Origin of the sequence: Micromonospora maris AB-18-032, assembly GCF_000204155.1 — a bacterium.
In the GTDB taxonomy this organism is placed as follows: Bacteria; Actinomycetota; Actinomycetes; order Mycobacteriales; family Micromonosporaceae; genus Micromonospora; species Micromonospora gifhornensis.
Genome location: NC_015434.1, coordinates 3823335 through 3847654 on the forward strand (window position 1 = coordinate 3823335; position 24320 = coordinate 3847654).

Here is a 24320-nt window from a genome sequence, read left to right on the forward strand (position 1 = left end):
CACCATGCCCGACATCACCACCGTGCCCACCGGCACGCCGATCGCCCTGCTGCCGTACCGGATCGAGACCCGGTACCTACCCCGGTCCGGCGGCCAGCCCGGCGCCGACCTGCTGGTCCGGGTCTACCCCGACCAGATCCACTTCGACTCCCACGAGCCGGGGCTGACCCCGGTCGAGACGCAGGCCCGCAAGGAGTTCCTCGCCGCCGGTGGGCGCGATCCCGACCCGGACGCGCCCGACGTGGTCTCCGCGTGGGCCCGGCTCGTCGAACAGTTCGGCGAGACCCGCGCCGCCTGGCTCGCCCGGCGACCCACCGACGGGGAGCCTTTGGGCGACCGTCCGGCCATGTGGTCGCAGCCGGTGCGCGCCCGCGCCCTGCCGGACCGCTTCGTGGTGCTCGGGTACCGCGCCGGCCAGCTGGTGTTCCAGCGTGAGACCGCGCCGATCCCCCGTGACCTCGCGGTCAGCCCGCCGCCGGGCGAGGCCGTCACGCCTGCGCCGCCGCCGGCACCGGATGCCTCCGGGCACCGGCCGGACCCCCTCGACGCGCCGCCGGGCATGACCTGGATGATCGACCCCGCCGAGGGCGAGGCGAACGGCATGCTGCTGCGGGTCCCGCTCAGCCCCACCCAACTGGTTCTGGACCGGCTCGTCGTCCTCGGGGTCCGGGTCGAGGCCCGCCCGGGTGACCCCGACGGCACCGCCGGGGTGCGTGGCGCCGCCGACCTCGCCGCGCTGCTCACCTCGCACCGCTACACCGACGGACTCGCCCTGGTCGCCCAGGGCACCCCGACGAACAACACCGAACGCGGCCCCTCCGGCCTCGACGAGGCGGGCCTCGCCGCCACCACCAGCCGCCGGGAACTCCTCCCCGATGCCGCCGACGACGGCTCCGACGGGGCCCGGCTGGCCGCCGCGCTCGGCGTACCCCGCAAGGTGTTCGGCCGGGTCGAGGGGGCCGAGGGACGGGAGTCGCGCGACGCCCAGGCGATGAACGCCGCCCTCTGGCCCGCCACCTGGGGGTACCTGCTGGAACGGTTCCTGACCACCGTCGGTCCCACCCGGCTGGAGCCGTACCGGCGGCACTTCGTGGACTGGGTCCGGGCCCGGGGCCCCCTGGCCACACTGCGGATCGGCAACCAGCCGTACGGCGTGCTCCCGGTCGTCTCCCTGGACCGCTACCAGGCCGACCCGACCGACCCGACCGGCGCCCGGGTGGCCGACCTCGTCCGCCGCCTGCGCCCGACCTGGCTGACCGCCCTCACCACCAGCCGACCGGAGACGAAACCGGTGCTGGAGATCCTCAAGCGCCGCCCGGTCTCCGACGGCTACGCCATGCGGGGTGTCTTCGGCGCGCACGAGTGGTTCGACCGGGCCCTCGGCTTCGAGGGGGGACCGGAGGGGCTCGACCGGTCCCAACTGGCCGGGCGGGTCGTCGGGGCCCAGCTCATGCACCAGCGGATCAGCGCGGCGTTGGGGGTGCCGCCGTTCACGGCGTTCGACGCCGTGAAGGCGTTCACCGGCGCGACCCTCCACGACGGGCACCTGCCGACGGTCGCGGCCGACCTGACGGCGCCGACCGTGCCGTGGCTCGCCGCCCTGCGGGCCCGGATGCTGGCCACCCTGCCCGCCGACGTCGAGGCCGGTGGCTGGCCGGGCAAGCCGGCCGACTCGGTGCTGTACCTGCTGCTGCGGCACGCGGCCCGGCTGGTCGCCACCGGTCCGGCCCCGGACGTGCGGGGTTACCCGACCCGGGGCCACTTCGGCGACCCCGCCGCCGAACCGCCGCCGCTGAACCGGTACGAGGAACTGCTGGCCGCCCTCGACGACCTGGCCACCCGGCCCGCCCGGGTGGTCGATCTGGCCACCCGGGAGTCGCTGGACCTGGCCGGGTTCCGGTTCGACGCCTGGGCCACCTCGGTGGCCACCCGGCGGCTCGCCCGGCTGCGCGCCGACCCGCACGCCGGGCTCGCCCTCGGCGGATACGGCTTCGTCGAGAACCTGACCCCTGGCAGCCAGGACCTCGCCGTACCGGCCGACCAGATTCCGCCGGGTGAGGCGCCCGGCCTGCTGCGCCGCGCCAGCGACGCCGGCTACCTGCACGCGCCGAGCGTGGCCCAGGCGGCGACCGCCGCCGTGCTGCGGGCCGGTCACCTCAACCACGCCGAGGAGGCCGGCGCCACCGGGACCAGCCCCTTCGCCCTCGACCTCTCCTCCCGCCGGGTCCGGCTCGGCACCGCCGTCGTCGATGGGCTGCGCCAGGGGCAGACCCTGGCGGCGCTGATCGGGTACCGCATCGAACGGGCCCTGCACGACACCGGGCAGGCGGCGGGCATCCCCGCGCTGCGTCGGGCGGTCGCCGCGCTGGCCGGTCAGACCGGTGAGCAGGAGGTGGTCGACGGAGTCGCGCTGCTCACCGCACACACCGCCGGGCAGCTGCGCTGGGGGGTCGGCGGGCTGCCCCCGCTGGCCGCCGTCCGACCGGCGATCGAGGTGGCCCGGGAAGCCCTCGACGCGGTCGGTGACCTCTCCGTCGCCGAAGGGCTGCACCACACGTTGCAGGGCAACTACCAGCGGGCCAGCGCGGCGCTGGCGATCGGCAAGGTCGACGGGGTCGCCCCACCGGAGCTGGAGGTGGTCCGTACCCCCCGCACCGGCGCCGGGATCACCCATCGGCTCCTGCTGATGCTGGACGCGCCCCCGCCCGACACCGGGCCGGGCGGGTGGCAGACCGGCCCCCGGGAGACCGCCGAGCCCGCCCTCGCCGCCTGGGTGGCGGCGGTGCTGGGCCCCGCCGAGCGGGTGGTCGCCGACCTCACCTTCGTCGACCCGGCGACCGGCGCGGCCCTGGCTCCGAACCGCCGGGTCACCCTCGACGACGCGCTGCCGTACCCACTGGACCTGCTCGGGTACGCCGACGACCCGGCCGGGATCGAGAGCCGGCTCGCCTGGCATCACCTGGACCCGGCGCGCCGCCCGACCGACGTCGGACCGGACGCCACCGTGCGGCTCCTGCCGGACCCGGCCGGTCCGCTCAGCGCCGGCCAGGTCTACCTCACCGACCTGCTGGAAGTGGTGCGCTCGATCGCGGCGGTGCTCTCCACCGCCCGTCCGCTGACCCGCACCGACCTGGTCGCCGGTGGCACGGCGGGCGACGAGGACGAGCCGGACGGGGTGCTCCTGGAGGAGTTGCGGCAGCGGGCGACGGTGGCCCACCTGGGCCTGACCACCCTGCGGGCGGCGCTGCGCGACGCCGTCGGGGACATCGAGGACCACGGGCACCCTGAGGGCGTCGCCGACCTGAGCACGGCGGCGGCGCACCTGCTCACCGCCACCGCCTTCGGGGTGCCGAACGTGGTGCCGGTGGCCCGGCACATCCTCGACGCCACCGCAGCTGACGGTGGGCCCGCGGCCGAGGTGACCGCCGCCGCCGTGGCCACCCTCACCACCCAGGTCCTCGCCGGCTACGCCGAGGTGCGGCGCCGCAGCATGGCGGCGGACGAGATCGCGGCGCGGGCCAGCCGGGCACCGGACTGGGTCGACCTGCTCCGGGCCGTCTTCGGGCCGGGTTTCCTGGTGGTACCCCGGTTCACCCCGGCCGACCCGGGCCAGCTCGCCCGCGCGTTCGCCGGCACCTCGGTCAGTGGCGCGCCGGCCGGTCAGGAGCCGCTGGCCTGGTTCGCCCGGACGGCCCGGATCCGGCCGGCCGTCGCGGCGGTCGAGACCGTCTGCCGGTTCGGTCAGGCGCTGGCGACCGGGTGGGGTCTGGACCTGAGGGTCGGTCAGGTGCCCGCGCCGGCCGCCGGGGAACCGGCCCGGCGCTGGGTCGGTCTGCCGCCGCTGGACCCGGCCGACACCGTGCCGACCGGGGTGACCTCGCTCGTCGCGGTCGGCGCCGGCCCGGCCGCCACCGGCTCGCTGGCCGGGCTGCTGCTCGACGAGTGGGGCGAGGTGGTGCCGGCCCGCCGGGAGACGACGGCGGTCGCGTACCACTACGACGCGCCCGGGGCGCAGGCACCGCAGGCCGTGCTGCTGGCCGTCTCGCCCCGGCCGGCCGGCAGCAGCTGGACCCTCGACGACCTGGCCGCGACCGTCAACGAGACCATCGACCTGGTCAAGCTCCGATCCGTGGACCGCACCGACCTCATCCCCGAGCACCTGCTCAGCTCGCTGGCGTACCTGCCGCTGTGGCCGACGACCGCCCCCGGCGCGGTGGAGGTGAGCCGGCTGGCATCGGTGCCGGCGACCTTCGGGGTGCCGAAGGTCGCCGGGCAGCCCCGGATCGGCTCCGTCGTCCTGAAGGGAACGCAGACAGCGCTCGCCGGAATCCGGCAGGGGCGCACCGTGCAGGTCATCGTCACCGGCGAGAACCTGCACATCCCGCAGGAGACCAGCACGTGGAGCGTCGACAAGCCCGGGCTGCGGCTCCGGGTGCTCGCCCAGTCGCCGGACCAGACCGAACTGGAACTGAGCGCGGCCCGCACCGGCACCGACTACCCCGCGGTCGACACGTACGAACTGCGGCTGGTCACCCGGGGTGGCATCGCCACCTGGCTGGTCCGCGTCACCCCCCGGGTCACCATCACCGCCGTCACCCCCGCCGTCGTGCGCCAGGACCAGTACGACGCCACCGTGGTGCTCGAGGTCGACGGCCACCTGCTGCCGACAGTGCCGATCCCGCACAGGGATCCACCGATCACCTTCCGGGTGCTCGGACTCGACCTGCCCGTGACCGGGGTGGTACCGGCCGCCGTGCCGGGCAGGGCGGCGGTGACCCTGCGGGTGCCCGGTCGCCCGAAACCGCCGGTCGAATACAACGACCGCGGCAAACCGATCATCAAGACCAAGCACTGGACGCCGGTGCCCGCGACCCTGGCCGTGCAGGGGGCGTGGGAGCACGACGAGCCGTCGACCGAGGCGTACCACGAGCTCGTCGGGGCTTTCACGTACGAGGTCATGTCCTGGACCAACGCCGACGTGTGAGCGGGGAGAAGTCATGAGCATGCAGAACGGTTGGGCCCGGCTGGAGCCGACGGTCCGGGAACGGACCGGGGAGGAGGGCCTCCAGGCGGGCATCGCCGATCCCCTGTGGCTGCTGACCCGGCAGTGGCAGCTCGGTGAGTTCGCCGCTACGGACGCCGGTACCCCGGTCTGGGCCCGGTTGCGCGGCACGGTCACCGGCCTGACCCGGCTACGTCCCGGGCCACCCCCCACCGGCCCGGGTGCCACGGGGCTGCGGTACGACGTCGGTACCGTGCCCCTGGAGGCCCTGGTCGAGTCGGAACCGGCGGTGGTCGGCACCGAGGGCACCCGGGACCTGGCCTTGCGGGCCGGTGGGTACTTCCTGACCCTGCTGGCCGAGGAATGGGAGGGCACCATGCTGCCCGCCGAGAGCCAGGCCGGCTACGTCGCCGGGCTGCTGGCCACGCATCCCGTCCCCACCGAGGGCCTGCCGGCCGGGGACCGGCTGCTGGCGGCCCGGGTGCCGGACGGGGTGGCGCTCTTCGCCGCCCTCGACTCGGGGCTGCGCCCGCCCGACGGGGGGCGTCCGACGCTGCCCGCGCAGCCGCCCCTGACCAGCGCGGCCGCGCGGCCCGTCCGGGCCGCGGCGTTGCGCTTCCTCGCCTGGTACGACGGGGTGACCGGGCGGGCCCTGCCGGAACTGCCCACCTGGTCGCCGCAGCGGCTGGAGTACCAGGTGTCGCTGGCCGCCCCCGCCGTCGGCGGCGAACCGGAGTTCGTCCTCACCACCGACGAGTACGCCTCCGGCAGCCTGGACTGGTACGCCTTCGACCACGTGCCCGGCGGGTCGCTGGGGGCCGTCGCCAGCGACCCCGGTGGGACGGGCCGCCCGTTCCTCGCCTCGGGCATCCCGACCCCGGTCACCTTCCGGGGCATGCCCGCCGCCCGGTGGTGGGAGTTCGAAAACGCGGCGGTCGACTTCGGCAGCGTCCGGGCCGCCGGGGACAGCATCGCCACCATGCTGCTCGTCGAGTACGCCACCGTCTACAGCAACGACTTCTTCCTGTTCCCGGTGGCGATGGAGGTCGGCTCGGTGTGCCGGGTCTCCTCGCTCGTCGTGCACGACACCTTCGGGCAGCGGATGCTGGTACCGCCCACCCGGTCGGCGGTGCGGGGCGCCGAGTTCGCCATCTACGAGCACAGCGCGTACGACCCACTCAGTGGCGGCACCGGGCCCCTCTCGCTGCGGGACAGCACCTTCACCCTGCTGCCCACTCTGGACGACAGCCACGACTCGGCCCCCGTCGAGGAGGTCTGGCTGCTGCGCGACGAGAGCGCCAACCAGGTGTGGGCGGTGGAAGCGACCGCCTGCGGTCCCGACGGACGACCGGTGGACCGGGCGGAACGCCACGCCGCCGGCCACGTCGCCGGCGGCACCGTCACCCCCTCCGCCGACCCGGACCTGCCGCTGCGTTACCGGCTACGGACCGACACCCCGGGCCACTGGTTCCCGCTGGACCCGTCGCCGCAGGCCGCCCAGATGCTCGACCTCGGGGCGGTCCCGCCGCTGGACGGCACGCCCGCCCCGCTGCCCTGGGGCCGGTTGCTGGCCGAACTCCGCCAGCACCGGCTGCACCGGGAGGAGGTGACCCGGGCCGGCACCCACCTCACCCGCGCCTGGCAGTACGCCCGCTGGACCGACGGCCGCCAACACCTGTGGCTGGGCCGGCGCACCCGGGTCGGCCGCGGCGGCGGTGCCAGCGGCCGGTACCACGACGTGCTCTGGCCCGGCCCGGTCACCGCGTCGGGTCTGCCCGGCGCACCCGAGCCGGGCGGTCCGCCGGCCGCACCGCGACCCGCAGGGCCCGGCCTCCCACCGAACCGACCTCCGGCGGAGCAGTCGTGACCGCCCCCGTCATCGAGGCGGTCGAGGCACTGCGCGCGCGCCCCGACGAACGCTGGCCCTTCGGCCCCACCGCTCTGACCGGCGAGCAACGCGCCCACCTGGCCGGCTGGCGCAGCTACCGGTCATGGCTGGCGGCCGTCGAGGCGGGCCCGCACCAGCCGCCCTGGCAGCCCCAGGAGGTGGTCCGCCGGATCCGGCTGCTCATCTGCGGCGGCGAACCACCGGAGACCTGGCAGCCGGACGAGCTGATCGCCCACCCGCACCCGTGGGCGCGCACCCCGCTGACAGTCGCCGACGCCCCCCGGGCGGCCCTGAACGGGCTGTACCGCACCCGACGGCTCCAGATCGGGGTCGGACCGACCGGTACGCCCCGGCTCGTCGACGCGTACCCGATCTGGTGCCTGCTGGACCAGCGCCTCGGCGAGCCGACCCCGCAGGGTGCGCTGTACGACGGGGCCGCACTGCTCGGCTGGCCGGGGCTGCTGGCCGAGGCGTGGCTCGGCTACGAGCTGCGCCGCCGCGCCGCCGAGCAGGCGGTCCGCGAGGCCGGTGACATATGGGTCGAGGACCCGGCCGACCTGGCCCGCCCCCGGCAGTGGCTGGCCGAGGCGATCGCCGAACGGGCCGGTATCGAGCGGCTGCTCGCGGTGGTCGACGGGCTGAACCTCGCCGCGGCCTGGGATCCGGCCACCCCGGTCAGCACGATGCTGGCCCGCTACTACGACCCGACCGGTCCGGCCACCACGGACCCGACCGAACGGCACGCACACAACCGGTTCCGCCTGCTGTACGACGCGGCCACCCCACCGATCCCCCGCGAGTCCGACCCGGCCCGGCTCGCCGCCGCCCTGCGCCCTCCGGTGACGAGCGCGGCGATGTTCCTGGTGATCCGGCAGCACCTGGGGCGGCACCGGCACGCCTGGACGGTGCCGGACGCCCTTGAGGCGCTGCACGGGACCTGGGGGATGGCCATGCTCACCGAACTCGTCGACCGGTTCGCCGGGGCGCTGCTGGCCGGCGCCGCGGGCGACGGCTGGAGCGCCGGTGACTGGCCGGCCGCGCCGGCCGCCCTGGGCCGGTACGGCGGCTGGCACCTGCGCCACGGCGACAGCGACGCCGAACGCCGCTTCGGCGGGCAGGTGCGGGCCGCCGGCCCACCGCAGACCCCGGTGGCCCTGCTCCAACGGGACCTCACCGAACTCGGGTTCACCGTCGCCGAGACCGGGCGGTTCGACGCGTCCACCGAAAGTGCCCTGCGCGAGCTGCAACTCGTGGCCTCCCACCGGGAGGTCACGGCGACCCGCGCCGGGGTCGCCGGAGACTCTCGACGTCCGGCGCACCGGCGGCACCTGGGCCTGCCGCACGGCCGGCTGGACGACGAGACCGCGGGCACCATCGACCTGTGGCGGCGACCCGGCCACCACGGGATGCCCGACGCGACGCGGATCGTCCGGCCCGCGCTGGCCGGGCTACCCGCCGCCACCGTGCTGTCCCGGACCACCAGGGAGCTGTACCCGTGGGCCACCCTGACGGCGGCCCGGGACGGGACCCCGCTGACCCCGGCGCAGTGGCGGCAGGTCGGCGACGCGCAGAAGGACCTGTGGCGGCGGCGGCTGATGGTGCGGGCCGGGTTCGCCGTCGACGAGGGGGGTGAGCCCCCGTACGTGCTGGACGTGGCCGACGGGAACCTGTTCCACCTGGCGGCGGTCACCGAGTTCTACCTGAACCTGAACGACCCCTGGCTGCCCCGCACCGCCGGGGATCAGGTGGGGCGCAACGTGCCCCGCCCACCGGAGGACCCGGGGTACCACCGGGTGGACCTGCTCGACCCGAGCGGGGTCGCCGCGACCCCCCTGCCGCCGCATCCGCCGAACCAGTTCCGGCTGCGCCTCGACGGCGACGCCGATCTGACCGAGGTGTGGCGGACGGACGGCCAGACCCCCGCCACCTCCCACCGGGACCTGCTCTTCCTGGCCGGCACCGCGCCGGCCGCCCAGCGGTGGTTCCGGGTCGCGGCCGTCGAGGCGGCCACCCGGACCGTCACCGTCCACGGCAGCCCGCAGCTGGTCGGCCCGGACCAGTCCTGGCTGCTGCGCCGCCGCCCGCAGATCGTGGTGGTGGACCCGGTCGGCGAACGACCGCACCTGGTCGGCACCGGTGCCCGGCCCGGTGCGGCGGCGAACCAGGTGGTCCTCGACGGCGACGCCGGGCTCACCCTCCTCGTGCTCAACCTCGACACCATCCACCTGCCCGCCGACGTGGCCCGCCCCTCGGGGACGTACCGGATCGTCGGGTGTGACCTGGCGACCCGGACCCTGACCCTCGACGGCGAGCCGGCCCTCGACGGCGAGTCCTCGTCCTGGCAGATCCCGGCCGGCGTCGGCGGACGGTTCGACCCGATCCCGACCGGGTTCCGGCCCGACCGCCGGGGCACCGACCACTACGGTGGGGTGGCCGTCGTCGTGCACGGCGGCCGACAGCACGCGGCGTACGCGTTCACCAGCTTCTCGGCGTGGCGGTACCAGGGCGGCAACCGGTCGGCGATCCGGGGCAACACCCACTACGAGTGCCGGTCCTTCCGGTCCGGTGACGCCTTCAAGAACTACTCGTTGAAGGTGGTCACCGCCGGGGAGGACGACCACGTCGCCCACGGCCGCTACTACCTGGACGACATCAGCAACCCCCGGCCGTTGCCCGGTGCCCCCCAGACCTGGCAGCCGTTCCCGCCGCTGCTGCACGTGGCCGACGACCTCGACGGCAAGGTCTACATCCGGTTCCACGACGGGCACACCAACACCGGGGACGACGTGGCGGCCAGCACCGGGTCGGCGGGGTGCATCGTCTCTCCCGCCTACTTCGAACTCCGAGGGACTCTGATCGGGCTGCACCAGCAGGAGCGGGCCCTGCTGGGGCTGGCCCCCGACCCGCCGCTGGCCGACCTGGCCCCACTGGGGCGCGCCGACTCCCGGGCCCTGTGGACCCGCAGCAGCACCAACCCGGTGACCCCGCCGCCGCCGCATCTCTCCGCAGCCCAGTGGGAGAACAAGATCGCCGCCCGGCTGTGGCTGGTGCGCCCGGACGAACGCCCCGCCGGGCCGGGCGCGCCGTGAGCCGCCGGCCCCTTCCCCGACGTCCATCACCACCAGGGCCGCTACCGGCCGAGGGAGCACCATGAGCACCGAAACCGCCGACCCGGTCGCCGCCGTCCTCGCCACGGCGGTGCGGACGCTACCGGAGCAGGGCCGCCGCTGGCCGGGTGGCCCGGTCACCCTCGGCGGCGAGTACAAGGCCTTCAGCCCCGACCTGGAGCAGTACCTGGACTGGGTGGCCGAGGTCGAGTCGAGGATCCGCGACAGCGGCGAGACGGCGCAGCGCATCCGCATGCTGCACTACGGTCGGCACGGCAGCTTCCCGGCCTTCGACACCATCCTCAACTCCCACTCGTCGCGACTGCACGCACCACTGTCCTGGGAGCACGCGTCGCAGGAGACCCTCGACGGTCTGGTCGGCGCCGGCTCGGTGAGTACCTGGCACGGCGAACTCGGCACCCGACCCCGCCCCGCGGTGGAGTTGTCCCACGTCTGGGTCTGCGCCGACGCGGCCCTCAACGGGCTGGCGACAGCCGCAGTAGCCCTCTCCGTCCGGACCGATCCGTACGGCGCGATGAGCTGGACCGGCGACCTCGCCTCCTGGTGGCGGGGGTACAACCGGGCTCGGAAGAAGGCGAAGGATGAGGCCAGGAGGGCGGGGCGGGAGTGGACCGAACCGACGGACCCGGCCTCCCTGGCGGTACCGCTCGGCTGGCTGGACGCCGCCGCCGGCAACTGCGCCACCGACGACATGCTCGGCGACATGGACGGCATCCTGCTCATGCCCGAATTCGAGGCGCTCGACCCGAGCCTTTCCACCCCACTGACCGACCTACTGCGCGGCTACTACGGCCCCAGCCCGGCCGCCACCGGCACCGCACCCGACCGGCGGGTGCTGCACTCCGACAACCGCTTCCACCTCTTCGTCCGGCGGGCCCGCCCGGCGATCCCGCACACCTACGACGTGACCACCGGCACCGTCACCCTGACCGAGTATGCCGAGATCACGATCGCCGCGCACGTGCGCAGTGCTGCCGAGGCGCTGCAGTTGGCCGGCAGGGAGTTCTTCGACGACGGCCTCGCCAGCCCATGGGGTAAGGCGATGATGGACGTGATCGCCATCCGGTTCGCACAGTTCCTGCGCGACGGGCTCGCCGCCGACGGCTGGACCATCGGCTCGTGGCCGGTGGCCCCCCGGGCGCTCGACACCTACGGCGCGCATCCGCTGCGGCTCGGCGACAGCGACGCAGACGGCCGGTACGGCGGCATCGCCCACGGCGAACCCGGGACCCACGTGCGCCTCCTCCAGCAGCACCTCACCCAACTCGGCTTCCCGACCTCGCCGGACCCGGTCGGGAGCTTCGGTCCGCGCACCGCGTCGGCGCTGCGCGAGTTCCAGATCTCGGCCCGGTTCGCGCGGGTCCACAAGCTCCGGCTCGACGAGGCCGGCAACCCGGTGGACCCCGCCGTGCTACCGGCGGTGCGCCGCTACCACGGTCGGATCAACGGGTGCCTGAACCCGGACACCGCCACCCTGCTGAAGACCTGGCTCACCCCCGACGCGAAGGGCCTCCAGACCCGCAACGCCGCCACCGTCGACGCGTACCGGATGCAGGCAGACGTGCCCGGCGAGGTCGTCACAGCGAGCCTCTGGCACCCGGCCGACGAAACCGACCCGACCCTCGGCGTGTACGCCACCGACCACCTGGAACGTCATCCGATCCCGGCGGCCCGGCGGCTGCCGGGCGGGCCCGGCCGGGTTGCGCTCGGGCGGTACGCCGCACCAGATCCGGGCACCGGCACACCCGGCGGTCCCGTGGTGGCCGGCGCCGCGCTCTGGCCGGAGGCGGCGCTCACCCCGCAGTCACTGATCCCGCCGGAGTACAACGACACACCGCCGCTGCCGCGGGCCGATCTGAGCACGTACCGGGTGATCCGGGCGGTGGCCGAGGCCGGCGGGGGGACGCACTTCGACGCAGTCGACGCCAGCGGCGCCGACCGGTTACGGCTGGGACCGCTGCGCTGGTCGCTCGGCGTCGACGGCTTCGGCGACCTGGCCGCCCTGCTCGCCTACTACCAGTTCATCGACCCCACGGGCTACCGGCGCGACCTCGGCCGGTACGGAATCTGGCCGGCGCAGCCGTGGTGGGCGCGCGATGTCTGGTCGGACGGTGCGGCCGGCCACCACGCCCGCGAGGCGGGCCGACTCGCCCTGTACGGACTGCGGGACGCCGAGGGCCGGGTGCACCCGCACGACCTGCTGCCGCTGGGGCCCACCGACGGCGAGGGCTTCGACCACCTGCAGGGGTGGCACGCGGTGCACCGCCTGGTGATGACGCTGCGCACCACCGACGGGCTGCGTCGGGCGATGTGGCGGTTCGCCGTCCGACGGATCAACCGGCTGCGGCAGCGGAGCTGGCGCCACCCGGGCAGCAGCACACCGACCGGCCCGGTGGTGCGCCACGGGACGGACTCGTCCCGGGACGCCACCCTCGGCGAGGTCTTCACCAGCGAGCAGGCCGTGGCGGCGCTGCTGCGGTGGCACACCGTGCTACCGGAGCAGGTGCTGGGCGAGCACGGGGCCGCAGACGGGCTCCGGGCGGTCTTCCATACGGTGTACGGCCCCGGGCCGCGCCTGCTGGACCCGCGCACCGGCCCCGAGGCGGACTGGGCCCAGGCCGCCCTCACGGCCGCTCTCGTCGATCTCGCTCCGGCGGACCCGCCCGGGTTCGGTGCCAGCGTGGCCGTGGCGGCGGGCTACGCCGGTCTCTCGCCGGTCGCCGGCTCCTTCCAGCTCGCGCTCCTCTGGCCTCCGGACACCGACGAGTCCACCCCCGGGGCCACTGCGGGCGGGTCGACCGGGCACTGACCCGGGCCTGGCCGTCCGTCCGGCATCCGGACGGGCGGTCGGGGCGGTGCCGTCCGTGATCCGCAGAGCGGCCGGGCGGGCCGCCCACGCCACGCCGGAGCCGTCCGTCTCAGCGCCGGCCGAGGCCCTGTTCCCGGGCCCGCACGATGGCCTGGGCCCGGTCGCCGACACCGATCTTGACCAGGATGTTGGACAGGTGGTTGCGCACGGTCTTCGGGCTGAGCGCGAGCCGGTGCGCGATGGTCGCGTTGTCCAGCCCCTGCGCCACGTGGTCGAGGATCTCCCGTTCCCGGTCGGTGAGCTGCGGGAAAGGCACCGGGGCGGCGCCCCGGACGAAGAAGCCGACCGCCCGGGCGCCGATCTCCGGACCGAGCAGCAACTCGCCGTTGGCCACCGCCCGGACACCCCGCTCCACCTGCTGCGGGGCCGCCCCCTTGAGCAGGTACCCCGACGCGCCGGCCCGCAGCGCCCCGAACAGCGAGTCGTCGTCGTCGAACATCGTGACCACCAGCACGGCGACCTCGGGATGCCGGGCCCGGATCAACCGGGTGGCCTCCACCCCGGAGCGATCCCCCAAATGCAGGTCCATCAGGACGACGTCCGGGAGATGACCGGCGACAAGGTCCAGCGCCGAGTCCACGTCGACCGCCTCACCGACGCACTCGATGCCGATCAGGGTGCCGAGCAGCGCGGTCATGCCGAGCCGGAACACCGGATGGTCGTCCACGACGGCGACCCGGATCGGTCGCTCCGGCTGCTCCCGGCTCACCGGAGGCTCCCGGGCAGCAGCAGCCGCACACGGGTACCCGGGCGGACCGGCCGGGCGTGCAGGGGACCGATGCTCAGGTCCGCGCTGATCCCCTCCGCCCGCTCCTGCATGGAGCGGGTGCCGACCCCCACCGCCGCCCCGGGCGCAATGCCCCTGCCCTCGTCCACCACAGACACCTCCAACCCCTCCGGCCCGTTCGTCACCTCGACCGTGCAGGAGTCCACATCGGCGTGCCGGTGTACGTTGCGGACCGCCTCGGCCACGATGCCGTACACCGCCGTCGCCACCGGCTCGGGGAGGTTCACCTCCGGTGAGCGGACCCGCAGGAGCAGCCCCGCGTCGGCGTAGCGCTGCCGTAACCGCTCCAGCGCCGGCCGCAACGCGCCGTCGTCGAGCAACGGGGGCAACAGGTCCCTGGCGTTGTCACGCACCGCCACCGTCTGCCGGTCGACCTCGGCGACCAGCCGTTCCAGCAGATCGTCGGCCGCCGCGACCGCCGGCAGGTGCCGGTGCGGACGCAGCATGTTGCGTCCAGCGGCGAGCCCCAGCGACACCCCGCTCAGCACCGGCCCCAGGTCGTCGTGCAGGTCCCGACGCAGCTTGCGGCGCTCCTCGTCGCGACCCCTGGCCAGTTGCAGCCGCGACCGCTGCAGGGCCTGCTGGGCGACCGCCAGTTCGGCGAGCGCCGCCAGCACCGGAGCCAGGTCGGCCAGGACCGAGGCCGCCCGGCCGGCCACCCGCTCCCCGGTACGTGGCCACGCCCGCAGCACCCCCACCAACCGGTCGCCGGCGACCAGGCGGATCGTCAGCGGCGGCACCGTGCCCGACGTCGTCGACCCGTGGGCCCGGCCCGGCCCGGTGGCCGAGGTGGACGGGGTCGGCCCGGTGGCCGGCACGGCCGGTCCGGGTCCGGTGGACGGTGGGGACGGACACGCACCGCTCAGCCACTGCGCGGGAAGCCACCCGCCAGGGTTCCCGGTCACCGTGATCGTCACGGTTGCCAGCCCCAACGAGTCCGCGATCCCGTCGGCCACCGCGTCGAGCATCTGCATCCCCCCGTCGACATCACGCAGCCGGTCGGCGACCTGGCGGATCAACGGTTGCCCGCCGCCACCGTGCACCAGCCGGTCCACCCGGCGCTGCACCCACTGGCGAACCGGGTGGAACACCGCCGCCAACGCTGCGGTCGTCAGCACCTCGGGCAGCACCGAGGTGGCCGGCAGCAGGCTGCCGAGCGTCACCACCCCGAGGGCGTACCCGCCGATCAGCAGGCCGGTGGTCAGCGCCCACACCAGGGTCTGCCGGACGGTGTGCGCAAGCCCCCACAGCCGCTGGCGCAGCACCAGCACCAGCACCGACGCCGGGAGGAACGCCTGCGCGGCGAGCATCAGCAGCGGCGCGACCGGAACCCCGCGCGGCAGGACCGGGTCGAGGGTGGACCCCAGCAGGGCCAGCGCGTGCAGCAGGGTGCCGACGGCGAGCCACCCCAGGCCGTGCCGCTGCCACGGGAGAAGGGCACGGCGGCGGGCCAGCACCCCGGCGGCGGCGGCGAAGCCGAGCACCGCGAGAACGGCCGGCAGCCCGGGTCCGAGCGCCAATGCCAGCGTGTCGCGGACCGACCCGACGAGCTCATCCGGTACCCACCCGTACCGCACGGTCGACAGGAACACCTGCGCCGCGACGGCGGCTCCCACGACGATCCGGACCGACCGGCCCACCGGCCGCACCGGGAGCAGCCACGGCAGCACCACGATCAGGGCCGACCAGGCCGGTACGAACCCGGCCCCGGCAGGGGGTATCTCCGGTGCCCAGAGGTACGGCCAGCGGTGGGCCGAGGCCGCCCACCCGGCGGCCGCCGCCGAAGCCGCGGCACCCACCCCGACCAGCGCGGCGAGCCCGGCCGCCGGGTGCGACCGGCGCAGCAGGGTCAGCCAGGCGACCAGCCCGAAACCGGTGCCGACGGTCAGGTCGACCAGCCACCAGAGCAGGTCCGACCGCCAAGGGGGTGCGGCGACCGTCCCGGCTACCGCCGCGCCAAGGGTGAGCCCGCCGGTGAGGGCGAGCACCAGCCACGCCACGACCGGACGGCCCCGATCGGGATCGGCCATCGCCATCGCGTCCTCCACAGCCGGGCCGCCGGCCGGGTCCGGTCCGGATCCGGCCGGGTCGGTCACGCCGCACGCATCATGCCTCACCCGTCCGACCTCCCGGCACCGACGATCCACCGTTGCGACACCACCGCGCCCATTCGGTCCCACCGCCGCCCTGCAGCCCCCGGTCACCGTCGGCCCGGCCGGGGCGAGGGTCAGTAGGTCACCCGGACACCCATCTGTCGCCACGTCAGCGGGCCGACCACACCGTCCACGGTGATCCCACGCATCCCCTGATACCACCGCACGCCCGATTCGGTCTTCGCGTCGAACGAGCCGGTCGCCGGCCCACACCGCCGCTCGCCGACGAATCGCTGCACGAAGGCCACGTCCTCGCCGGTGCTGCCCCGACGTACGGTCCGCGAACCGGGCCGGCGACCGGCCGAGGGCGGGGCGGGTGCGGTCGCCGCCCGCAGTGCGGCGAGGGTCTGGGCACCGACCACACCGTCGACGGTGAGCCGCTGCGCCTTCTGGAAGTCGCGGACCCAGGTCTCGGTCCGGGGCCCGAAGTCACCGTCGACGGCGAGGTCGCCGCCGAGCCGGCCCGCGAGGGTCTGTAGTTCCCGCACGTCGCTGCCGGTACTGCCGCGGCGCAGCACCCGGTCGCCGAGTTTCGGGACGACCGCGTCGGCGATCCCCCAGCTCCGGGTACTGGCCTCTAACGCCCGGTCGTGGCTGACACTGACGTGCAGATGCCGGTCGTGGGGGTTGCTGCCGGTGTACCGGGCGGCGGCGAAGTTGCGGGTCCGACTCCAAATGGTCCGGTCGAAGATGACGTACTGGGTCGAGGGATGGACGATGCACCGGCGGACCACCAGCATCGGGTCGATGCCGTCCCGGTCGATGTCCAGGGCGTTGACCGACCCGTTGTCCGCGTCGGGGTTGTGGTCGGACCGGGTGCCCCGGTGCGCGGCGTCACCGATCCAGCCGTCCGAGGTCCGGTCCCGCTTCGGCCAGCGCCGGTCCACCTCGTCGCGCAGTACCCTGAGCGTCGGCGCGAGGTGGTACGCCGCCCGCAACCCTGCCGGGTCCTCCGCAGCGGGCTCCGGCTCCGCCTGGTCCTCGTGGTCGAAGAGGTCGAAGTCGACCGCCTCCCCGACATGACTTTCCGGGTCCTCGTCCTCCAGCAGCGTGCCTGCGACGGGTTCGTGACGTGCGCTCTCCACCGGTTCCTCCTGTCGGCTCCGGCTGGTGAGTCTGTGCGGGTCACAGACCCAGGCACCAGGGACGACTGTCCCGGGTGACCGGGACGGGATCAGGACCGTGGCGTCGTCCACCGAGCCACCGCGTCGGGCAGGGCGGTGGCTCGGTCCTCTCGCTGGGGACACCGGTCAGCTCGTCGCAGGGCTACCGTGAGCCGTCGACGGCAGGAGCCGGCGTTGGGCGAAGTCCAGGGACGGGAACAGGGCAGCGGCGACCTGGTCGGTGGTCATTAAGAGACCGCCTCCTCGCCGATATCCCGACAGGTCCTCGTGGTGACGCGTCTCCCCTGCCCGCCACGAGTGGGATTTTGCACTCTTAGTGCACTTGTCTCCGGGTCCGCGTCTGCCTAACGTCACAGCATGGCTGACTCGTGGACCTTCGCCGTGGCCCGTGACGACCGCGCTCGCACCACACTCGTCGACAGCCCGATGCCCGCTGTCGCCGACGGGGAGGCGCTGCTGCGCGTGGACCGGGTCGGTCTGACCGCCAACAACGTGACGTACGCGGTGCTCGGCGAGGCGATGCGTTACTGGGAGTTCTTTCCGCCTGAGCCCCGCGGGCTCGACCGGCAGTGGGGGCTTCCGCCGCTGTGGGGCTTCGCCGAGGTGATCGCGTCCACCGTGGCCGGCGTCGAGGCGGGTCAGCGGGTCTACGGCTACCTGCCGCCCGCGGGGCATCTGGTGGTACGCCCCGATCGGGTGGACGCGTCCGGGTTCCGGGACGCCAGCGGGCACCGGGCCGATCTGCCCTCGCCGTACAACGCGTACCGGTCGACCAGCGGGGACCCCGCCCACCGGGCGGAGCAGGAGGACCTGCTGATCCTGTTCCGGCCGTTGTTCTTCACCTCGTTCATGCTCGCCGACCAGATCATCGACAACGACCACTACGGTGCGCAGTCGCTCGTGCTGTCGTCGGCGTCGAGCAAGACGGCGTACGCTGCCGCCTGTGAACTGCACGGCCGCGGACCGCGCCTGATCGGGCTCACCTCCCCCGGCAATCTGGCGTTCACCCGGTCACTCGGCTGCTACGACACGGTCCTCACCTACGACGACATCAGCGCCCTCGACCCGGTCCCGACCGTCTACCTCGACCTGGCCGGAGCACCCGCCACCCGACGCGCCCTGCGCGACCATCTCGGCGACCGACTCGTCCGGGACATCGCCGTCGGGCTCACCCAGCAGACTCCCAACGCCGACGCCGCCGGGCAGGTCTTCTTCGCGCCGGTGCAGATGCGCAAGCGCAGCCGCGACTGGGGCCGCGACGGCCTCGACGAACGGTTCACCGCTGCGTGGCAGCGATTCGTCCCCGTGCTGAACAAGTGGCTCGCCGTGCAGGTCGGCAATGGTCCCGAGGCACTGCGACACGCCTGGCTCGACGTCCTCGCGGGCCGCACGCCGCCACGGGTGGGCCACGTCGTCCAACTGTGAGCCCGGCGTTGCGGACCAGTGGCCCTGCGCCTCCACGACCAGACGCGCGGTGCCCGTCCTGCCCGCCGGAAGGTCGCCGCTCGGCCTGGTGGGCATCTCGGGCATGCCGAGCGCCACCGGTTCCAGGAGGTCTTCCGTGGCGCGGCGGAGCCGTTGCCCTGGCCCGACGAGCACACCCCGCTCGTCACGACTCGATCGCCGTCCCAGGTCTTCGGTTTCTATCGCGACCAGTGCGAGATCTCCGACGCGATCATCGCGGCGGCCCCGTTGACGGCGACACCCGCCGGCCGACATCCGGACGAGCCGCTGGCGTCGCAGACCACCGATCTGCGACGGATCGTGCTACACGTCATCGAGGAGACCGCTCGGCACGCCGGTCACCTCGATGTCGTGCGCGAGCTGATCGACGGGCGCACCGGGCTGGGACCACGCTGAGCCGGGCGGTCCCTGCCGCCGACCTGTTCCGGTTCGGTCAGTTCCAGGCCTGGTCGAGGGCCAGTGCCAGCCGCTTGGTCCACTGCTCGGCGGTGCCCGAGATACCGGGGTACTCGTCGGTGAAGTTGGACCAGTCGACCTGCCAGGACAGCACGGTCTCGGCGGTGAAGGTGTCGGCTTCGACGCCGAGTTCCGGTCGCATGAGTTCGCGGACGAGCGCCTGGTCGACGCTTGTGTGTTCGGCGAGCAGGACCGCGTCGTAGAGGTCCTTGCCCTGCGGATACATGTCGGTGGCCAGCCACAGCAGCTTCCACGCCAGCGCCAGCGAGGCGGGCGCGGCCAGCAACGGCTCATCGACGCCGGGCAGGATCACCACCTCTGGCGGGAGGGGCAGTCGCTCACCGAAGACGATGTCGATCTGTACGTGACCGTCCGGCGCCTCCGGGGTGCGAAACGGCACGAGCAGGCGGCGTCCGTCAGCGCGTTCGTACGTCCAGATGGCGGATTCGGTGATGCGGTCCGGTTGCAGACCGCCGCCGGTCGCGGTGCGGACGGCGGTCTTGATGTCATCGAGCAGCGTGCGGGCGTCGGTGCTGTCGCTGGTGATGGTGTGCGGCGTGACGACGAAGTCGAGGTCGCCCGGCTCGCGGGCGGCGTCGCCGACCCAGGCCGCCATGGTGACGCTGCCGCGCAGGACCAGATGTTGATGCCAGGTGGTTGCGGCGGCGGCCGCCAGGATGTGATTCATGGCGGTACGTCGGGCGTCGGTCCACCGCTGGCCGGTGGCCGGCACCAGGAAGTCGGGTTCGCCGGCGCGGTAGGCGTTCGGGTACTGCTTGAGGGCGGGGTCGAAGGCCGCCCGCTGGCGTACGGTCGGGCCGGCGGGTAGTGGCCGGTAGGTCGGCGGGTAGTCCGGGGAGTCGGCCGGCGCGGACCTCATCCTGTTCTCGCGCTTCCGCTGGTAACCGCTCGCGGCCGGCTCCGGCGAGTCCAGCCAGCCATGGTCGTGGTGCAGGGCGCTGTCGAAGACGACGTACTCCTGCTCCACTGTGGTCGGCTCGTGGCCTGCGGCTCGAAGGGTTTCGACGAGCTTGTCCAGCCGATGCCGGGCCGTGGCGAGCCCGACACCGTGACAGCGCTGGTTGACGAAGCGTTCCTGCGCGCCGTCCGCGAACTCCCGGCGGGCGTTGCGAGACAGCCGCGCCCCGTGCGGCGCGACCAGATCGGTGAGAGCCACCAGATCCGCAACCGCCGTGGTGGGTAACAGCAGTTTGACGTGATGCTCGAAGTACCGGCCACCCGGCTCGGCTACCACCTGCTCGTCCGACTGCGGTACGCCGACGCACCATGGGGCCGCCTCGATCTTCGAGCGGCATGGGTATATCCCCACCCCGCGCAGTTCGCGTTCCCAACGCTGCACCGTGTCCCGCTGCTCGGTCAGGGTGCCTCGCCCGCTCAGGGTGAGCATCGGTTGAGAGGCGTACGCGCCACGGTCGAGCACGATGTGGACGAACTTCACGCCACGCTCGCCGGCGAACGTCCGCAGTTCTTCGGCCTTGCCAGCGTGAACCGTGATGTGGATTTCGAAGTCCCCCGACACCTCAGGCACCGGCGGAGTCTATGGCACGGCCACAGGCAGCAGAACGCGATTACCGGGGAGCGCAGTGAGGCGGCGGATGCGAGTTGCTCATCAGCGCCGCCTCATCGTTGCCGCGGTTGCCGGCCACCGACCCCGTCTCGGAGTCTGTGAGAAGGGTCAGCGCAGGAGGCTTGCCACCTTTTTCCGCAGCGCGGGCAGCTTGGGGTAGAAGGCGTTGCCGGGGCATTCGGTGGCCATCCAGTCCCGGTGACCGGAGATGGTGTCGACCGCCAGTTGGGCACCGCTGACCGGGTTGACGAAGGTGGTGGCGGCCCGTGGGTCGAGCCGCTGTACGGCACAGATGCCGGCCAGGACCTTGGTCAGCGCCGACCGGGCCGCTGCGGTCGGCTGCCGACTGGTGAAGTCGCCGAGTAGCGCGATGCCGAGGTTGCCGCTGTTCATGCCGCCGACATGGGCGGCGCTGATCATCAGCGGACGGCCGTCGGCACCGGCCGGTCCGAACATCGGCTGCGAGTCACTGCCGGACGCGCGGCCCTCGTAGACGGTGCCCGCCTCGTCGATCATCAGGTGATAGCCGAGGTCCCCGTAGCGGTCGAGGTCGAACTGGTACAGCCCTCGGACGAACCCGGCCGGGTCCGGATCGTCGTTCTGGCCTGCGGTGTGGTGCACCGTCACGGTCTGCACGGGGAAGAACTGGTCGGCACCGAATTTCGGAGTACCGTCCGGGTTGAACCGCAACGACTCGTCGGCCCCCCAGGCTGCCCGACTGAGGTATCGCACCGGCACGACCCGGTCACCGATCGGCATTCCTCGGCGCGCACCCGCGAGTCGCAGGTCCCGCGGCCCGTCCACGGTGTTCAGCTCGATGATCTGCACCGCGTCGGCGCTACCCGCGTCGAGTTCGTAGCTGGTCGCCAGCGGGGCGGAGATCAGAGCGGCGTGGCCGCCTACCTCGGCATCGTCATGACCGCCGTCGCAGCCGTTCACCATCTGCCAGGACGCCCAGCCGGAAGTCGTCCGGAAGCGGATCCGCAGAGGATTGTCACTCGCCCAGCGCACTCCGAGGTGGCTGACCGGGAACGAGGTGCCGCTCACCCGGGCGCCCGCGCGCACCCGGCCTGCCCGTCGCGACAACGTACGCGGGGCGGTCTGCCCGCCGGTCGGCGTCGACTCGGCCGAGGCCGAACCACGCGTCATCACTGCGGTCAGCGGAAGCGCGGCAGCGGCGAACGCGCCGGCCGCAAGGGCATTTCGTCTGGTTACCATCGACGGACTCCTTCGAGTGGGTGACTTGCTGTTCGCGGCGCAGGTCGGTCACGCTGGGCCAGCCCTGCCAGTACTACACACGCCCGACTCCATCGCCCGGTTTCATCTGAATACCCGGTATCCAGAAGAGTGAGCCGAGGCTATTCCGCATCGGACAGTCACGCAAACCCCTCGCGGACATTCCTACGCAGAATCACCCCACCCGCACTCGCCGCAACCTGACGCTGTCGAGGTCCTGGCCACCCCGGCAGGACGAGAAAAACGCATGAGGGTCGACCTCCGTTCGACGTCACGCCGACGTGTGCACGAGCCGGTGGAAGGCGGGTAGCGCCCGCATCCCGTGGGCGTCGAGGCGGGCCCGCACGAAGCGGTGGAAGCTCGGACGCGTGAGTTGCCCGACCAGGAAACGGATCGGCCCGGCCGGCAGCCGCGCATAGTTCACCAAGGCGAACGGCGAAGGCTCGGTGGGCCGCAGGGCAGTGGAGTTGTCCACTGCGGTCTTGGTGGTGTACCAGCCGGTGACTGAGCGCCAGACGGCTTCGGCGTCGGTGCCGGGCGCGGCGGTGAAGTGGTTGAGCAGGAAGACACCGTCGGTGCGGGCCTCGGTGTCACCTATCCGGGCCACGTTGACGCCGGCCAGGATCTGCTCGCCGTCGAGGGCCGCGACCTCGCCGCAGGTGCGCACCGCTTTCAGGTCGTCCACGTGCTTCGTCCGGATGAGCGTCGCCAGGTCGTAGCGGGGCGCGCCGGGCAGTGGCGGGATGAACACCGCACGGAAGATGCGTACGGACGCCACGTCCGGGCGGCGCAGGAGTGCGGGGACGGCCTGGACGAGCCGCGCCGCCGCCCGTTGCCGGCGCGGGGTGTGGGTGTAGACGGGTGCCTGTCGCGGGGGCTCGACCTGGAAGCCCAGATAGATGAATCCGTGTGGTTCCGGCTCGACGAACTGGGGCAGCGGGTAGGACATCCGGCATCCTTCGGCGTAGAGGGGACAGTGCGGTGAGCCTCATCCGATCCCCAACTGCGGAGCAATGGTAACTGTTACCGTAAACGACAGTACGGAAGGCGTACAATAATGGGGTGTCCGATGATCTCGCACCCGGCACGGACCGGCCGCTGGCCGGCCGGGCCAACTTCCTGCTCTCCCAGCTCGGGTTCCACACCGCGCAGACCTTCGCGACGCGACTGGCGCCGCTGGGCATCGGGCCGAATCACTTCGGGCTGCTCATGCACCTTGAGCGCGGCGAAGGGAGCACCCAGCAACAGCTCGCCGACGTGCTGGGCATCCACCGCAAGGTCATGGTCGGACTCCTCGACGACCTTCAGCATCGCGGCCTTGTCGAACGTCGGCGACACCCCACCGACCGCCGCGCCCACGCCATTCACCTGACTGACGCCGCACGCGCCCTGCTACCCCGCGCCCGCAGGATCGCCGACCAGCACGAGGATGAGATCCTCACTCCGCTCGATGCCAACGAACGCGGACATCTCATCGCCGTCCTGCAACGACTCGCCGAGCACACCGGACACCCGGCCGGCGTCCACCCGGGTCTACAGAACAGTGCGAGATCAACGACGCAGTGACCCCGGCGGCAGGCGGGACAAAGGAATACTTCAGCAAGATCGAACCCGGCGGCCGGCCAGTGATCGCGCCCGCGAGCCGACGTCAGCCGCAATCGTCGAGTCCAGGACGCGAATGGCGCCACAGGCATGGTCGGCTCGGTTCCGGTGCGACGGTGGGCCTGCTGGCTTGGTACGTAGATGCCAGGTCGACCATGCGGACTTGTTCACGTTCGGAAGGCGGGCCGACGTGTGTGGCAAGTCGTCGGGCCTCCGGCGACGGCGTCTCGACAGAGCATGCATTCGGTGTCAGGACAACGGGTGATGTCCTGCTGGGCGGCGATGGCGGCCGTCGCGGCGGCGAGGGTCTGCCGGGCGGGGAAGGCGCGCCAGCGCGAGGCGCCGACCATGATGTTCTGGTCAAGCGAACCGAGGACCGGCTCCAGCTTCGGGAACCCTGCGGAGCAGGAGCCGACCTCGACCATGCGGACGGCACCGTCGATGTCTTTTGCCCACCTGCGAAACATGCGGCGGCCGGACCACTGTTCGGCCAGGTGCAGGGCGGTCATGCGGTTGAGGCCCACACCGATGAGCAGGATCACGCCGTCGCGGTCGGCAAGCTCGCGAATCGGCCCGTACACATCATCGGGGCTCTGGGCGTCGATGATGTGGGCGGCCTCCGGGCCGACCGCGGCGAAGGAGTTGAGTGGATGCCGGCCGCGTACGGCGTCGGGGCGCCCGACGAGCACAGCCGGAAGCAGGCCGAGCGCAGGGTTGATCAGTCCGCAGTCGACACGGTAGGGGCTGGGTTCCAGCAGGGTGTCCTCGACCGGCGGGGCGGCGTAGTCGACGCCGTTGCGTGCCGGACGCATGTCGGTGGGGGCAGCCACTGCGAACTGGGGTTCCGTGAAGGCGGGCACCATCACGGTGCAACCACGGTTGAGCAGTGCGTCGAGTATGGCGTCGGCACCGCCGTCGATCACTGTCCGGAAGGACCGCAGTGAGGTGTGCAGCATGACGGGGCGCTCGGTCAGGTGCAGGCCTGCCAGGGCGGTGGCGAGGTGTTCCTCGAAGATCATGTGG

General features: G+C 73.3%; 14 protein-coding genes. 7 read left to right on the forward strand and 7 right to left on the reverse strand.

Annotation, left to right across the window (positions count from 1 at the left end; all coding sequences use genetic code 11):
* Positions 1–4: 4 nt before the first annotated feature.
* The 4 genes from VAB18032_RS16950 (at position 5) to VAB18032_RS16960 (ending at position 12827) form a co-directional block, all read left to right on the forward strand.
* Complete coding sequence (locus VAB18032_RS16950; protein WP_013734097.1) at positions 5–4984, forward strand: hypothetical protein; 4980 nt, start codon at positions 5–7, stop codon at positions 4982–4984.
* A 13-nt stretch (positions 4985–4997) separates the two neighbouring features.
* Entirely contained in the window at positions 4998–6869 is a 1872-nt protein-coding gene (locus VAB18032_RS31815; RefSeq protein ID WP_013734098.1) for a hypothetical protein, read from the forward strand.
* Positions 6866–9979: a peptidoglycan-binding protein gene (locus VAB18032_RS30815; protein WP_013734099.1), complete on the forward strand. Its 3114-nt coding sequence runs from the start codon at positions 6866–6868 to the stop codon at positions 9977–9979. Before VAB18032_RS31815 ends, VAB18032_RS30815 begins: the two co-directional genes overlap by 4 nt.
* A 61-nt stretch (positions 9980–10040) precedes the next feature.
* Positions 10041–12827, forward strand: coding sequence for a peptidoglycan-binding domain-containing protein (locus tag VAB18032_RS16960; RefSeq protein WP_013734100.1), 2787 nt, complete (start codon positions 10041–10043; stop codon positions 12825–12827).
* Positions 12828–12936: 109 nt separating this feature from the next.
* Here the strand turns inward: VAB18032_RS16960 and VAB18032_RS16965 are convergent, their stop codons facing one another.
* The 3 genes from VAB18032_RS16965 to VAB18032_RS30150 form a co-directional block, all read right to left on the reverse strand.
* On the reverse strand, positions 12937–13596 hold the full coding sequence (locus tag VAB18032_RS16965; protein ID WP_013734101.1) for a response regulator transcription factor: 660 nt from the start codon (positions 13594–13596) through the stop codon (positions 12937–12939).
* Entirely contained in the window at positions 13593–15791 is a 2199-nt protein-coding gene (locus VAB18032_RS16970) for a sensor histidine kinase (RefSeq protein WP_148272297.1), read from the reverse strand. The genes VAB18032_RS16965 and VAB18032_RS16970 overlap by 4 nt, the downstream gene beginning before the upstream one ends.
* Positions 15792–15901: 110 nt before the next feature.
* The gene (locus tag VAB18032_RS30150) at positions 15902–16912 is read right to left on the reverse strand and encodes a peptidoglycan-binding domain-containing protein (RefSeq protein ID WP_013734103.1); all 1011 of its coding nucleotides are present in this window, start codon (positions 16910–16912) and stop codon (positions 15902–15904) included.
* 396 nt (positions 16913–17308) lie between these two features.
* Between VAB18032_RS30150 and VAB18032_RS16980 the strand changes: the two genes are divergently transcribed.
* Both VAB18032_RS16980 and VAB18032_RS16985 read left to right on the forward strand, forming a co-directional pair.
* Complete coding sequence (locus VAB18032_RS16980; RefSeq protein WP_013734105.1) at positions 17309–18376, forward strand: DUF2855 family protein; 1068 nt, start codon at positions 17309–17311, stop codon at positions 18374–18376.
* An 18-nt stretch (positions 18377–18394) separates the two neighbouring features.
* On the forward strand, positions 18395–18811 hold the full coding sequence (locus VAB18032_RS16985; RefSeq protein ID WP_013734106.1) for a mycothiol transferase: 417 nt from the start codon (positions 18395–18397) through the stop codon (positions 18809–18811).
* Between the two features lie 37 nt (positions 18812–18848).
* On the opposite strand, the gene VAB18032_RS16990 is transcribed toward VAB18032_RS16985, so the two are convergent.
* From VAB18032_RS16990 to VAB18032_RS17000, 3 genes are all read right to left on the reverse strand, one after another.
* Entirely contained in the window at positions 18849–20420 is a 1572-nt protein-coding gene (locus tag VAB18032_RS16990; protein ID WP_043721064.1) for a nucleotidyl transferase AbiEii/AbiGii toxin family protein, read from the reverse strand.
* A gap of 147 nt (positions 20421–20567) precedes the next feature.
* Positions 20568–21677, reverse strand: a complete 1110-nt coding sequence (locus VAB18032_RS16995) for a peptidoglycan recognition protein family protein (RefSeq protein ID WP_013734108.1) — start codon at positions 21675–21677, stop codon at positions 20568–20570.
* Positions 21678–21966: 289 nt separating this feature from the next.
* A complete protein-coding gene (locus tag VAB18032_RS17000; protein WP_013734109.1) occupies positions 21967–22644 on the reverse strand; it encodes a hypothetical protein in 678 nt (225 codons plus the stop codon).
* 113 nt (positions 22645–22757) lie between these two features.
* Here VAB18032_RS17000 and VAB18032_RS17005 point away from each other — a divergent pair, with 113 nt between their 5' ends.
* Complete coding sequence (locus VAB18032_RS17005) at positions 22758–23261, forward strand: MarR family winged helix-turn-helix transcriptional regulator (RefSeq protein ID WP_013734110.1); 504 nt, start codon at positions 22758–22760, stop codon at positions 23259–23261.
* Between the two features lie 203 nt (positions 23262–23464).
* Here VAB18032_RS17005 and VAB18032_RS17010 read toward each other — a convergent pair whose 3' ends face one another.
* The gene (locus tag VAB18032_RS17010; RefSeq protein ID WP_050814758.1) at positions 23465–24316 is read right to left on the reverse strand and encodes an AAC(3) family N-acetyltransferase; all 852 of its coding nucleotides are present in this window, start codon (positions 24314–24316) and stop codon (positions 23465–23467) included.
* Between the last annotated feature and the right edge of the window lie 4 nt (positions 24317–24320).

Coding starts and splice junctions, on each gene's coding strand:
- VAB18032_RS31815 (WP_013734098.1), top strand. CDS start 4,998: ATGAGCATGCAGAACGGTTGGGCCCGGCTGGAGCCGACGGTCCGGGAA.
- VAB18032_RS16950 (WP_013734097.1), top strand. CDS start 5: ATGCCCGACATCACCACCGTGCCCACCGGCACGCCGATCGCCCTGCTG.
- VAB18032_RS16980 (WP_013734105.1), top strand. CDS start 17,309: ATGGCTGACTCGTGGACCTTCGCCGTGGCCCGTGACGACCGCGCTCGC.
- VAB18032_RS17010 (WP_050814758.1), bottom strand. CDS start 24,316: ATGATCTTCGAGGAACACCTCGCCACCGCCCTGGCAGGCCTGCACCTG.
- VAB18032_RS16995 (WP_013734108.1), bottom strand. CDS start 21,677: ATGGTAACCAGACGAAATGCCCTTGCGGCCGGCGCGTTCGCCGCTGCC.
- VAB18032_RS16960 (WP_013734100.1), top strand. CDS start 10,041: ATGAGCACCGAAACCGCCGACCCGGTCGCCGCCGTCCTCGCCACGGCG.
- VAB18032_RS17000 (WP_013734109.1), bottom strand. CDS start 22,644: ATGTCCTACCCGCTGCCCCAGTTCGTCGAGCCGGAACCACACGGATTC.